Source organism: Kitasatospora sp. NPDC101155 (assembly GCF_044768305.1).
Lineage (GTDB): Bacteria > Actinomycetota > Actinomycetes > Streptomycetales > Streptomycetaceae > Kitasatospora.
The window spans coordinates 274,668-286,836 of record NZ_JBIWPN010000001.1; the positions used below are offsets into that span (position 1 = coordinate 274,668).

The 12,169-nt window shown below is 73.9% G+C and carries 14 protein-coding genes; 13 read left to right on the plus strand and 1 reads right to left on the minus strand.

The genetic code is table 11. The features are described 5' to 3' along the window. Positions 1 to 401 precede the first annotated feature (401 nt). Entirely contained in the window at positions 402 to 1,082 is a 681-nt protein-coding gene (locus ACIRYZ_RS01340; protein WP_402937983.1) for a LuxR C-terminal-related transcriptional regulator, read from the minus strand. 232 nt (positions 1,083 to 1,314) lie between these two features. Here ACIRYZ_RS01340 and mpaB point away from each other — a divergent pair, with 232 nt between their 5' ends. From mpaB to ACIRYZ_RS01405, 13 genes are all read left to right on the plus strand, one after another. Next, entirely contained in the window at positions 1,315 to 2,364 is a 1,050-nt protein-coding gene (gene mpaB / locus ACIRYZ_RS01345) for a daptide biosynthesis RiPP recognition protein (RefSeq protein ID WP_402937986.1), read from the plus strand. Next, positions 2,361 to 3,620 (plus strand): daptide-type RiPP biosynthesis aminotransferase, encoded by a 1,260-nt coding sequence (gene mpaD / locus ACIRYZ_RS01350; RefSeq protein ID WP_402937989.1) that lies wholly within the window; start codon positions 2,361 to 2,363, stop codon positions 3,618 to 3,620. Before mpaB ends, mpaD begins: the two co-directional genes overlap by 4 nt. Further along, on the plus strand, positions 3,614 to 4,792 hold the full coding sequence (gene mpaC, locus ACIRYZ_RS01355) for a daptide-type RiPP biosynthesis dehydogenase (protein WP_402937991.1): 1,179 nt from the start codon (positions 3,614 to 3,616) through the stop codon (positions 4,790 to 4,792). The genes mpaD and mpaC overlap by 7 nt, the downstream gene beginning before the upstream one ends. A 19-nt stretch (positions 4,793 to 4,811) precedes the next feature. Beyond that, a complete protein-coding gene (locus ACIRYZ_RS01360; RefSeq protein ID WP_402937994.1) occupies positions 4,812 to 5,003 on the plus strand; it encodes a hypothetical protein in 192 nt (63 codons plus the stop codon). 95 nt (positions 5,004 to 5,098) lie between these two features. Next, positions 5,099 to 5,236 (plus strand): daptide-type RiPP, encoded by a 138-nt coding sequence (locus ACIRYZ_RS01365; RefSeq protein ID WP_402937997.1) that lies wholly within the window; start codon positions 5,099 to 5,101, stop codon positions 5,234 to 5,236. 51 nt (positions 5,237 to 5,287) lie between these two features. Further along, the gene (locus ACIRYZ_RS01370; protein WP_402937999.1) at positions 5,288 to 5,446 is read left to right on the plus strand and encodes a daptide-type RiPP; all 159 of its coding nucleotides are present in this window, start codon (positions 5,288 to 5,290) and stop codon (positions 5,444 to 5,446) included. 55 nt (positions 5,447 to 5,501) lie between these two features. After that, positions 5,502 to 5,642 carry a hypothetical protein gene (locus ACIRYZ_RS01375; RefSeq protein WP_402938002.1) on the plus strand — a complete coding sequence of 47 codons (141 nt, stop codon included), beginning with the start codon at positions 5,502 to 5,504 and terminating at the stop codon, positions 5,640 to 5,642. 132 nt (positions 5,643 to 5,774) lie between these two features. Next, positions 5,775 to 6,692: a daptide-type RiPP biosynthesis methyltransferase gene (gene mpaM / locus ACIRYZ_RS01380; RefSeq protein WP_402938004.1), complete on the plus strand. Its 918-nt coding sequence runs from the start codon at positions 5,775 to 5,777 to the stop codon at positions 6,690 to 6,692. Then, positions 6,689 to 8,038 (plus strand): YcaO-like family protein, encoded by a 1,350-nt coding sequence (locus ACIRYZ_RS01385; RefSeq protein ID WP_402938007.1) that lies wholly within the window; start codon positions 6,689 to 6,691, stop codon positions 8,036 to 8,038. The genes mpaM and ACIRYZ_RS01385 overlap by 4 nt, the downstream gene beginning before the upstream one ends. Before the next feature lie 65 nt (positions 8,039 to 8,103). Next, the gene (mpaP, locus tag ACIRYZ_RS01390; protein WP_402938010.1) at positions 8,104 to 9,735 is read left to right on the plus strand and encodes a daptide biosynthesis intramembrane metalloprotease; all 1,632 of its coding nucleotides are present in this window, start codon (positions 8,104 to 8,106) and stop codon (positions 9,733 to 9,735) included. 57 nt (positions 9,736 to 9,792) lie between these two features. Next, complete coding sequence (locus ACIRYZ_RS01395; RefSeq protein ID WP_402938013.1) at positions 9,793 to 10,614, plus strand: aminoglycoside phosphotransferase; 822 nt, start codon at positions 9,793 to 9,795, stop codon at positions 10,612 to 10,614. A 61-nt stretch (positions 10,615 to 10,675) separates the two neighbouring features. After that, positions 10,676 to 11,440 (plus strand): ABC transporter ATP-binding protein, encoded by a 765-nt coding sequence (locus ACIRYZ_RS01400; protein WP_402938015.1) that lies wholly within the window; start codon positions 10,676 to 10,678, stop codon positions 11,438 to 11,440. Then, on the plus strand, positions 11,433 to 12,161 hold the full coding sequence (locus ACIRYZ_RS01405; protein ID WP_402938018.1) for a hypothetical protein: 729 nt from the start codon (positions 11,433 to 11,435) through the stop codon (positions 12,159 to 12,161). The genes ACIRYZ_RS01400 and ACIRYZ_RS01405 overlap by 8 nt, the downstream gene beginning before the upstream one ends. Positions 12,162 to 12,169: the final 8 nt, after the last annotated feature.

Below are 12,169 nucleotides of genomic sequence, written 5' to 3' on the forward strand. Positions count from 1 at the left end.
AAGCATTCACCGCTTCGAGCACACCTGCTTCCCGGCTCTGATCGACCCGGTGTGCGACTCTGCACAGCGCGCGCCCCTGCAACCGGCCCATGCGCCGTGCGCGCCGGTAGTGCGACCTACGCGCGCTTCGCGTGCCGCCGCCCTCCACGCATGGTGCGTGGAGGGCGGCGGGGTGTGCCGAGGAGGTCACCCGAGTTGCCTCGCGGGCAGCAAACGAGCATGCCACTCAGGGAAGTTGATGGCGACTCAGGAAGGTGTCGGGCCGGAATTGCCCCCGTCTGAGTGGGCGCGCGAAGACCCGCAAGCGCCGTAGGTGCGCAACGGGCTCCCGGAGTGCCCGACCCATTTGCACAAACCGTCCGGCCCCGGGCTACGGTCGGCGCCGGTTGCCGGACAGGCTTTTAGGCCGAGAGCCGGGTGGCGCCGCCGCCCGTGGTGTGCTCCGCGGCGGACATCGACCGGTTGGCGAGGACCGCGGCCTGGACCCGGTTGTTCGTGCCGAGCTTGGCCAGGATCGCGCTCACGTGGTCCTTGACGGTGGCCCGGCTGAGGTGGAGGAGGCGGGCGATCTCGCTGTTCGAGAGCCCCTGAGACAGTTTGGACAGCACCTCGTGCTCCCGCTCGGTCAGCGAGCCGACCCGGGCCTGCTCGGTGGAGCGGAGGTCCGCGTTCAGGTACCCCTTCAGCACCATCTCGGCGACCTGGGCGGAGAGCGGACTCCCGCCCCTCGCCAGCAGCCTCGTGGCGGGGACGAGTTCGTCCGCGGCGCTCTCCTTGAGGATGACCCCGGAGGCCCCGGCGCGCAGTGCGGCGGCGATCTGACTGTCGTTCACCGAGCTTGCCAGGGCGGCGACCGCCGGTGGTGCGGGCAGGGCGCGGAGCACGGCGATCAGGTTCGATTCCTCGTCGCCGGCCGAGTTGGTGTCGACCAGGACGACGTCCGGTCGGTGCCGGAGGCAGAGCTCCTCGGCCTCGATCCCCCCGCAGACCGCCGACACCTGGATGTCGCCGCTCGATTCGAGAATGTGCTGGACCCCCCAGCGGGTCAGGACGTCGTCGTCGACGACTACCGTCCGAATCACGTGTATCCCCCATGTACGTGTAGTTATATCTGTGTATATCACGATTTAACCTGCTGTTTTCCTTGCCGAGCCCGGCGTTGACGAACGCTTGACAGCCACCTGGCCGCGGCCCTTCCGCCAGGTGGCGGGGGTCAAGGTGTGGCCGGCTGGCGGATGGGCCGGGAGGCCGGCTTCGGACAGAGTCGTGTCTGCCGGGCGAACGGTTGTCCGGCGGGAACGGGGGGTTGGGAACGTGAGTGTCCGAGCCGGCGCACGGATGGTCGCCGCAGGTCTCGCCCAGTGGGCGAGCGGCCGCCGGACTGATCTGTCCGGCCGGGTCTTCTTCCTCGAGTCGGCCGAGCACCTCGCCGCGGTACTGCGGTTCGCCACGGCCGACGACCTGGTGATCGCACCGGAGGACGGGCTGGAGAGCGACTCCGGCAGCGCGGCGGTCGCCCGCTACTCCGGGCGGTTCGTCGAGCCCGGCGACGAGATGCTGGTCGAGGGCCGGTACGCGGTCGAGCTGCAGGACTACCTCGCCGCCGCCTTCCTCCCGGTGGTCGGCTTCACCGTCGTGCGGCTGGACGGCGAGGCGGGCTGGCGCACCTACCTGGAGGACGCCGAACTCGCCCGGGACACGGGTGCGTTCGTGGAACAGCTGGTCCACCCGGCGGTCCTGCTCGCGGACAAGGGCGCGCTCGGCCGCGACGCGACCGACGGCCGGTCGCTGCCGCGCATCCACGTGACCGAATCGGGCGAGGTCCGTACCGCGCCCGGCGGCACGCGACTCGGGACGGTCGACGACTCCTTCGACGAACTCATCCTGGCAGCAAGCAGGTTGTCCGCCGACGGCGAGGACGACCTGCGGGCCGTGGTGGCCCCGGAGGACCTCCGCGCCACACTGGCCGAGCGCCCCTGGCTCCCCCGGTACGTCCACGCCCTGGAAGCGCTGCGCGTCGTGCGGCAGGAGGGCGCCGACTGGCGGGTGTCCGGCTTCGGCGGCCGACTGGTCGACGGGCTCCCGGCCGAGTACCGGGAGCCGGACGAGGCGCCGCTGCTGCTCTGGAACGACACCGACCACCTGCTCCACCACCCGCGCTCCGGGCGGCGGTTCCGGCTGGGGGCCGACGCGGCCCGGCTCGCCGAACTGCTGCTGGTCACCGGCTCCGCCGAAGCGGCGGCGGCCCTGGGCGCCGAGCTGCTCGGACTCGCCGAGCCGGTCGCCCGGCAGGCCGCGGCCGAGGTCGAGGCCCGGCTGGAACGGGCCGGCCTGTGGGTGCCCGCCGTCGGAGCCGCGCGATGAACGCCGTACGCCATCCGCTGTGGGAACTGCTGGTCCCCGCTTCGGAATCGGCCCGCCCCGAGCGCACCCTGGTCGGTGCGCAGGGGGTCCGGGTGAACTACGCCGACGGCAGTTCGGCGCTCTGCGCGACCAGCGGCCTGTGGAACGTGAACCTCGGCTACGGCAACCGCGCGGTGGCCGAGGCCGTCGGCCGGGCACTGCTCGACGCCTCGTACCTGTCGCTGTTCCGGTTCGGCCACGAGCCCGGTGTCACGGCCGCCCGCGCCCTGCTCCAGGTGTGCGGGGCCGAGCACTACGGGCGGGTCCTGTTCTCCACCTCCGGCGGCGCCGCGAACGACGCGACCATGAAGCTCGCCCGGCAGTACTGGGCCCTGCGCGGCGAGGAGCGCCGCGTGGTGGTGGGCCTCAAGGGCAGCTACCACGGGCTCACCTACGGCAGTCACGGCCTGACCGGGGAATCCCTGGGACAGACCGGCTACGCCGTCGACCGGCGGTTCATCCGCCACGTCGCCCACGACGACGACGGCGCGGAGCTGTCGGCACTGCTCCGCCGAGAGGGACCGCGGATCGCGGCGCTCGTCGTCGAGCCGGTGCTCGGCTCGGGTGTCCTCCCGCTCTCGGAGACCTTCCTGGCCACCGTCCAGGAGCTGCGCCGGGAACACGGCTTCCTGTTGGTCGCGGACGAGGTCGCCACCGGCTTCGGCCGCACCGGCCGCTACTTCGCCTCGGAGGTCTGGGAGCCGGCGCCGGACGTCCTGATCACCTCCAAGGGCCTGACGAACGGCGCCTGCGCGGCGGCCGGCGTCGTGGTCTCGCACGAGGTGTGCGAGATCTTCGAGCGCACCGACGCGCTGCTGGTCCACGGGGAGACCCAGGCCGGTACGCCGCCCACCTGCGCCGCCGTCGTCGCCACGATTTCCGAGATGGAGCGGCTGGACGCCCTCGCGGGCGCCCGGGCGGTGAGCGCCGGCCTCGACACCCTGCTCGTCGGCCTGCAGGGCCACCCGCTGGTCACCGGGACGCGCGGGACCGGATGCTTCCGGGCTCTGCGGCTCGGCCGCCAGGGCGCGGAGCTCTCCGCGGCGGACGTGGCGCGCGTGGTGACCGAGGTCCGGCGGGCGGGCGCGGTGGTCCAGCCCGGCCCGAGCTGCGTCCAGCTGGTACCCGCCCTCGTCTACACGGACCAGGAGCTGGCGGAGCTGGGCACCGCCCTGGCCGCCGGGCTGGACCGGGCCGCCGAGGTGCTGTCGTGCTGACCGTGGAACGGTGGTCGTGCCCGACCGCCGTGACCGTCGGACACGGCGCCACGGCCGCGGTCCTCGCCCAGCTCGGGCGGGGCGGCCGTACCGTCCTGGTCGCCGACGCGGCACTGGCGGAGCGGACCCGGGAGGTCGGGCGGGCGCTCGGCGCGGCCCGGGTGCTCACGGTGGACGCCGGATGGTCCGGGGCCGACACCGTACGGGAGTTCGCCCGGACGCTGGCCGACGAGCGCTGCACGGCGCTGGTGGGCCTCGGCGGCGGAAGCGTGCTCGACCTGGTCAAGCTGGCCTCCGCCGCGGTCGCCGACCCGCGGGTGCCGCCGCTGCTGGAGGCGCGGGCCGGACGCGGCGGGCTGATCCTGCTGCCCGGGGCGAGCTCCGCCGCCCGGCCGGCCGGGAGCCCGGCGACGGTGCTGCTGCCGACCACGGTGGGGACCGGCGTGGAGGTGAGCGCGGTGGCGTGCCTGACGACCGGGCGCGGCAAGCGCCTCGTCTCGGGTGGCCGGCTGCGGCCGGACCTCGCGGTGCTGGACTCCGCGAACACGGCCACCCTGCCCCACCGGCTGGTGGTGGAGGGCGTGCTGGAGGCGCTGCTGCGGGTGCTGGGCAGCGCGATCGGCACCGAGTCGGGGCCGGCGTACGCCGACGGAGAGGCGGCAGGTCTCGCCGGACGCCTGGTGGCGACCGGAACGGAGCTCGCCGGCGGCCGTGACGACGCCGAAGTCCGGCTGGCCGCGAGCCAGTTGAGCGCGGCCACGCACACCGGCTGGGCGCTGGTCGGCCGGGCGCCGTTCGCCGCCAAGCACTGGTACCTGGCCAACGAACTCTCCACCGCGCTCGGGGTGCGGAAGATGACGGCGACGGCGACCCTGCTGCCCGCCGTGTGGCAGCGGATCCAGGGCGGCGACCTGCGGTTCGGCCACCCCGAGCGGCTGCGCACCGCCTGGTCGTGGGTGCACGCCGCCGCTCCGGAGCACCCCGCGGAGCCGGTGCCCGGGATCCGCTCCCTGCTGAGCGCCTGGGACGTCCGGGCCGTGTCGGGCGCCGCGCCGCAGGCCCTGGACCGGGCCGCGCGCGCAGCGGTCGAGAGCTGGGGCGGACGACTGCCGATGCTCGCCGGGATCGACACCGCCGACGCCCGAGCACTGTACGAGCAGGCCTGTTGGTAACGCGCCCAAAGGAGACGTCATGACGAGGAACCCCGCCACCGGCAACCGCCTGTTGCCCGCACTGCTGGTCCCGGCCGTGGGCCTGGTGGTCCTGGCGGCGCTGACCGCCGTGGGGTGCCCGCCGCTCGTCCGCAAAGTGCTGCTGGCGGTGGTGATCGTGACGGAACTCGGGCTGATCGCCCGCGCCTGTGCGCGCCGGAAGGACCGGTAGCCGCACGGCGGGGAGATCCCGAAGACGGCAAGGCGGCGCAGGCGGCACCACGCCCGCGTCGCGAAGATTCCTGCCGGGAAAGGGGGTGAACGAACGTGCAGAACAACCACGAGGGCCTGGACCTCAGCTTCGAGGAGCTGGAGGTGGTGGAGGCCCCCGACAACGGCGATGACTTCCTCAACGGCGTCATCGTCGGCTCGACCCTGGTCGGCATCGGCCTGGCCATCACCTGAGCCTGCCGGGTCGACCACCGCAACCGAGCAGCTGGAAGGAGGTGAAACGCAATGGAGAAGTTCGCCGTGGCGACGAACGAGCAGCCGGGCGCCGAGCTCAACCTCCGCTTCGAGGAGCTGGAGCTGATGGACGCTCCGGACGCCTGGTCCTGGTACGCCGGGGTCAAGGTCGGGATCGTGCTGGGCCTGGGTGCGGCCGCCATCACCTGATGGACGTGCACGCGGGCCGAACGCCCTGAAGAGGAACGGAAAGGAGGTGGAACACATGCAGGAGACGACCAAGAACGTCGAGCTCGACCTGAGTTTCGAGGAGCTGGAGGCCATCGAGGCCCCCGGCAGCTGGCTGGACAAGGCGACCAACGTCGTGGTGATCGGCGGGATTCTGACCGGAATCGCCGTGACCTGATGAGCACCTGAGGGCGCAAGCGGGTGGCTCCGGTGATTCATCGCCGGCGACCGGGGCCATCCGCTGCGCCGTCCCGCGGGGGTGGCGCAGCGAGCAACGAAGAACGCAGTGAACAGCGCGGCGAAGAGCGCAGTGAACAGCGCAACGAACAGCGCGGCGAAGAGCGCCGGGAAGAGCGGGAACGAGCAGCGCGGCGAAGAGCGCCGGGAAGAGCGGGAACGAGCAGTGACGACAGCGGTTCAACCGACCGGTACGGCGGCCCGGATCCTCGAGGTGTTCGGGGAACACCTGCCTGTCCGGGACATCTACAGCCCCGAGGGCTCCCGCCTGTACGACGTCATCACGCGGGACGACCACAGCGAGGTGCGGGAGATCCTGCGGGCGGCGCGCGGCTGCGCCGGCCCCGTGCTCGACCTCGCCTGCGGCTCGGGCCGGCTCACGCTCCCGCTGCGCGCGCTCGGGCAGGACGTGGTGGCGCTGGACTCCGCCCCCGAGATGCTGCGCATCCTCGGCGAGCGCCTGGCGGCGGACGGTGCTCGTCGCTCCGGTGCCGAAGTCCGGCTGGTCGAGGGCGACATGACGTCCTTCTCGCTGGACCTCTCCTTCGACCTGGTGGTCCTCGGGGCCACCTCGGTGACCCTCCTCGACGCACCGTCCCGCGCCCGGCTCTTCGCCCGGGTGCGGGAGCACCTGGCCCCGACCGGCCGGTTCCTGCTCTCGGCGACGGACCACCTGGAGCGGGCCGCGCGGCCCACCGAGCGGATCCGGCTGCTGACCGGAGAGAACGGCCCCGACCAGGCCCTGCACCTGATGGTCGAGCACCTGGACCCGCTCGCCGGGACCCGGTCGATCAGCATCCTGCGGCAGACCGTCCGCGCCGGCGAGGTCGTGGCGAACGAGCTCTTCGTCAGCCGCGTCCACACCGTCTCGTCGGCCGAGCTGAGCGACGAGCTGGACGCGGCGGGGCTGCGGGTCACCGCCCGGCACCCGCTGGCCACCGGCGGACCGGGCGACGCGCCCGGAGTCGTCCTCCTGGAGTGCGTCCGATGACCGATCCGCTGCGGACCCTCGACGAGGCGACCGGCCTGGCGCGGACCTGGACCGTGCTGCCGCCCGAGGCCCCGGACGGCTTCCTGTGGCGCGTCCTGGTGGACATCGGCGTGCTCGGCCCGGGCGACACCGGGCGCACGGTCGAGGACTACCCGCTCCACCTGGTCGGCGCGTACGACGTGACCCGGCGGGGCGCGTTCCAGCGCGGTGCGGGCGAGGCCGTCGAGCGGTACGCGCTGATGCCGCGGCCCGGCACCGGCACCGGCACCGACACCGACACCGGCGCCGACGCAGGCCCTGACCGGACCGGCCTTCGGCACGCCCGACCGGACGCCCCGGCACTGCGGTTCACCGAACCGGGCGCCGCCCTGGCGCACCGGGGCGCGCTGGACACGGAGCTCGACTGGTACCGGGGCACCCGGCTCGCCGATTCCTCCGCCGTCCTGGTGCCCGCGCCCCTGGTGGACTACACCGGATCGGACGCAGCGGACCAGGCGGCCGGGCGGCCGGGCCTGTTCGACCCGTCGCCGTCCGGTGCCGCCTCGGGGGCGGGGATCGAGCAGGCCACCCGGGCGGCGCTGCTGGAGATCGTCGAACGGGACGCGGTGATCGCCGCCTGGGCCGCCCAACTCGCCCTGCCCGCCGTGGACATCGACGAGGTGCTCGCGGCCGCCCCGGCGGATCCGCGGTGGCGGGCGCTGCGCACCCTGCTGGCCGGTGTCCGGGCGGCGGGCCTGGAACCGGTGTTCGCGCGGATCCCCACCTTCTCTCCGGAGGTGACCTGCGTGGTCTGCGTGCTGGTCGACCGCGGCGCCGAGGGGCAGCTCGGCGCGGTCGGCGCCAAGGCCTCCGGCAGCGGAGCGCGCGCGCTCCTCGCCTCCCTGCAGGAGGCGCTCCAGATCCGTGAGCTGCTGACCCGGATGCGCCGCCTGCTGCCCGTGCCCGCCGAGCTCCCCGACGTAGTGCGCCACGACGTCGACCGCGCCTGGTTCTGGACCGGCGCCGCCGCCGTCGACGCGCTGGAGCGCTGGACGGCCGGCTTCGAGCGCAGCCCCTGGGCGGTGCCCGAACGCGACCCCGACACCTCGGCCCTGGTGGCGGGGATGGTCGCGGACGGAGCGGATCCCGTCGTGGTGCCGCTGACGCAGCGGCTGCCTGCCGCCGTCCGGGAACTGGGCTGGGCCGCGGTGAAGGTGGTCTGCCCCGGCTACCAGCCGCTGCGCATGGACGAACGCCACACCTTCGGCTGGCACGAGGAGCGCATCCGCACCGCCGCCGCCCGGACCGGTTGCCGGGCCACCGCCCCGGGCGGAGAGGTCTTCGGCCTCGCCCACCCGCTCATTTAGGGCCTGTCCTGGCCCCACCACGACCCCATCCAGCCAGCAGCTCGACGTAGATCGGAAGTCCCGGGATGTCCGTCCGCGCCCCCTCCCCCCGGCCCGCGCTGGCCTCCGACGTCAGCGTCCAGCCTCCGGCGGCGGCCGGCGGGCCCTGGGTGGTCATGGTCGGGGAGCGTCCGCAGGTCAGGGTCGGCGGCGACGTCGCCCGGGTGCTCGGCCTGCTCGACGGGCGGCGCGACCAGCAGGAGCTGCTCGCCGAGCTCGGCGACGCCTGGACCGCGCGGACGGTGGACGAGCTGCTCGCCCGCTTCGCCTCCGCCGGGCTGCTGGACACCGGTGAGAACCGCCCCCGCGGGGACCGCCGGGTGGCCTTCCGGCCGCCGCTGACCGTCCAGTTCACGCTGGGCAACCCGACCGGACTGCTGACCAGGACCAGGGGCTGGTACCGGCCGCTGCTCAACCCGGTCGGGCGGTCGCTGGCCCTGCTGCCGACGCTCGGCGGCCTCGTCGCGCTCCTCCTGCTCCGGCACGAGGTGACCGGCGTCCTGGCCGCGCCGGTGGCGCTGCCCACCCTGGCCGCGCTGGCCGGGGCGATGCTCGTCGCGACCGTCCTGCACGAACTCGGCCACGGGGCGGTGCTCACCCACTTCGGCGGGCGGCCGCACCGCCTCGGCTTCATGCTCTTCTACCTGTCACCCGCGTTCTTCTGCGACGTCACGGACGGCTGGCGGCTGCCCCGGCGCCGCCAACGCGTCGCCGTCGCCCTGGCCGGGATCAGCGTCCACTGCCTAATCGGCGGAGCCGCCGCGGTGACCGCGCTCGCCGTGCGCGGCGGCGGCCTGCGGGACGGCCTGCTGATGTTCGCGCTGTCCTGCTACGTCATGGCGCTGACCAACCTCGTCCCGCTGGTGCGCCTCGACGGCTACCTCGCGCTGATGGCCTACCTCGACCTGCCCCACCTGCGGACCAAGGCCGTCACGGACGCGCGCCACGCCGTCTCGGACCGGCTGTTCGGGGGCCGCCACCCGCGCGAACTGCCCCAGTACCGCTGGGCGGTGGCGTTCGGTCTCGGCTGCATGGCCTTCCCCGTCGTGCTGGTGGGCCTGGCGCTCCAGCGGTGGCTCTCGGGCTCCGCGGGCCTCGGCGCCGCGCCGGCCGCGGTGTATCTCGCAGTCCTCGGCCTGGTGCTGGCCCTGGTCTGCCGCAGTGTCTGGCGGACGCTGCGGGAGGGCTGGGCCTCCGGCAGCTCCCGGCTGCGCGTCGTGCTGGTCACCGCCCTGCTGGCGTCGACCGTCGCCGCACTGGGGGCGGGGGTCCGGGTTCCGTACCGCGTCACCGCCGGCTACGTCGTGGACGGCGGGCAGGTGCTCCTCGTCCTGCCGGAGGGGGCCGACCCCGGTCCGATCCGCCCGGGCGTGCCCGTCCGGCTGGAGAGCCAGGGGCTGTTCCTGCACCGGCCGGTGGGCCAGGCCGTCGTGGCCGGTGGGCCGCGGTCCGGGACCGCGCCGATCACGGCCTTCTTCCCCGTCGACGCCCCGGGCATCACCGTGTCGGCGACCGGCTACCCCCTCGCGCCCGGCACCGGGGCGCCCACCGGCCTGCCGATCAGCGGGCGCGCCCTGATCGAGGGGGAGTCGCTGCCGGCGGCCGAGTGGGTCTGGCGCTCGTACGTGACCCCGGCCTTGTGCGCGCTCACCGGTTGAGGGCGCCGAGCTCGACCATCCGTCAGAACCGATCCACGGCAGGAAGTGAGACCGCCCATGAATCCCGCAGCCGCCCACCACGCGGTACTGCAAGCCGCGCTCGACGACGCGGCCGGCCACTTCGGGGTCGCTCCGGCCGGTGAGCCGGTACTCGGCTGGCAGGGGCGCACCATCGGGGCGCGGGTGCGCACGGCCGCGGCGGAGGAGCGCTGGCTGCGGGTGGTCTGGGCCAGGCCGCAGTGGGCCCGGGGGCCGTGGTGGCGCGGGAACGAGGACGCCGGGCTGATCGCCGGCGTGGTCCGGCCCGAGGTGCTGGGCGTCCACGAGTGGGACGGCCAAGGGCTACGGCTGCGCGCCGAGTTGATGACCTTCGTGCCCGGCCGGCCGTGCTCCGGCAGCCATGAACTGCGCGCCGACCCCGGCCTGCCGGACGCCTGGTGGCAGACCCTGCGCGCCTCGCTCGACACCGTGTCCGCGCAGCCCACCGAGCGGCGCAGTACCGATCAGGAGACCGTCACCCGTCGCCTGCGGGTCTTCTTCGGCGACCGGATCGACCCCACCGTGACCGACTGGCGGGCTGCGCACGGCGACCTGCACTGGAACAACCTGCACGGCCCGGACTTCGCCCTGCTGGACTGGGAGGGCTGGGGGCTGGCGCCGGCCGGCTACGACGCGGCGGGGTTGTACTGTCAGTCGCTGCTGGTGCCCGAGGTCGCCCGGCGGGTGTGGGACACGTTCGCCGACGTGCTCGGCACGCCTGACGGGGTGATCGCCCAACTCTTCATGGTCACCAGGCTGTTGAGCCGGGCGGACGGCGGTGAATTTGCGGAACTCGTCATTCCGCTGCATCGTCATGTGGACCGTCTGATCGGTCGCTGACCAGCGGAAGTCCTGGTCACGCGGCAGTGGACGAGAATGATCACGGAGGGGGAGGGATGCGATGAGCGCGGTTGTGCGGTTCGACGGCTTCACCAAGCGGTACGGCGGCCAGGTGGCCGTGGAGGGGCTCGACTTCGAGGTGGGCGCCGGCCGGGTGGTCGGGCTGCTCGGGCCCAACGGGGCGGGGAAGAGCACCGCGCTGCGCGGACTGGTGGGCCTGCTGCGACCGACCTCGGGCTCGGCCACGCTGTTCGGGCAGCCCTTCGAGGAACTCCGCTCGCCCGCACGACGGGTCGGGGTGCACATGGACGGGATCGGCTTCGAGACCGGCATCACCGGCCGGCGGCACCTGGAGATCTGCGCCCTGTCGGCCGGAGTGCCGCGGAGCCGGGTCGACGCCGTGCTGGAGGAGGTCGGCCTCGGGGACGCGGGCGGCAAGCGGGTGGGCAAGTACTCCACCGGGATGCGGCAGCGGCTCGGCCTGGCGAGCGCGCTGATCGGCGAGCCCGAACTGCTGGTCCTGGACGAGCCCGCCAACGGACTCGACCCGGAGGGCATCCGATGGCTGCGCCGGTTCGTCCGCCGCTTCGCCGAGGCGGGCGGCACCGTACTGCTGTCCAACCACCAACTGGCCGAGATGGCACAGACGGTGGACGAGGTGGTGGTCATCCGGCGCCGGACGCTGTTCGCCGGCACGCTGGACATGCTGACCGAGGGCGGGGCCCACGACCTGGAGGAGCGGTTCTTCGAACTGCTCGATGCCGAGCACGCCGAACACGCCGAGCGCGAGGCGAACGCCTCCGGGACGGCGGTGTCCCGTGCGTGACGCCCTGAAGGCCGAGCTGCTGAAGACCCGGAGCGGCTACGCGATGCTCGGCGTCTTCGGCTACGCCGTCCTCTGCCCCGTCCTGCTGCTGTGGAGCGGCCCCTCCCTCAGCGCCCTCGGGGACCGGACCGACGGGGCGGCGACCCACCTGGTCTTCGGCCTGGTCGCCTCCGCCACGATCGCCGGCATGTTCCTCGGCAGCTACGTGGTGACCCGCGAGTACTACTACAAGTCCATCCTGCGCTCCCTGCTGCAGCAGGGCCGGCGCAACGTCTTCGCCGCCAAGGTGCTCGCCTCGGCCGCGGGCGGCGCGCTCTGCGGACTGCTGGGCGTGGCCTGTTGGACGGTCGTGACCTGGGCCGCCCTCCGGTCGGAGGGACGGCACCTCACCCTCGACGCGACCACCTGGGGGATCGGCCTCGGCACCGTGCTCGGCAGCGCCCTCGCCGGGGTGTGGGGCGCGGCGGTGGGCTGGATCGTCCGTGGCTACTACCTCGCCATGGCGCTGGTCCTCGTTCTGCCGATGGTGGTCGAGCTGCCGCTGCTGCTCAACGCACCCGCGGTGGAACGGTTCCTGCCCGGCGGCGCGCTGGCCGGCCTCGCCCGGGTGCCGGTGGACGGACTGTTCCCCGCCCCGGTGAGCGCCCTGGTCTTCGTCGCCTGGGCGGCCGCCGCACTGCTCACCGCCCGTCGGCTGGTCCGCCGGCGCGAGGCCGAGTAGGGGCCGGG

Coding starts and splice junctions, on each gene's coding strand:
- ACIRYZ_RS01370 (WP_402937999.1), top strand. CDS start 5,288: ATGGAGAAGTTCGCCGTGGCGACGAACGAGCAGCCGGGCGCCGAGCTC.
- ACIRYZ_RS01375 (WP_402938002.1), top strand. CDS start 5,502: ATGCAGGAGACGACCAAGAACGTCGAGCTCGACCTGAGTTTCGAGGAG.
- ACIRYZ_RS01385 (WP_402938007.1), top strand. CDS start 6,689: ATGACCGATCCGCTGCGGACCCTCGACGAGGCGACCGGCCTGGCGCGG.
- ACIRYZ_RS01360 (WP_402937994.1), top strand. CDS start 4,812: ATGACGAGGAACCCCGCCACCGGCAACCGCCTGTTGCCCGCACTGCTG.
- mpaP (WP_402938010.1), top strand. CDS start 8,104: ATGTCCGTCCGCGCCCCCTCCCCCCGGCCCGCGCTGGCCTCCGACGTC.
- ACIRYZ_RS01395 (WP_402938013.1), top strand. CDS start 9,793: ATGAATCCCGCAGCCGCCCACCACGCGGTACTGCAAGCCGCGCTCGAC.
- mpaD (WP_402937989.1), top strand. CDS start 2,361: ATGAACGCCGTACGCCATCCGCTGTGGGAACTGCTGGTCCCCGCTTCG.
- ACIRYZ_RS01400 (WP_402938015.1), top strand. CDS start 10,676: ATGAGCGCGGTTGTGCGGTTCGACGGCTTCACCAAGCGGTACGGCGGC.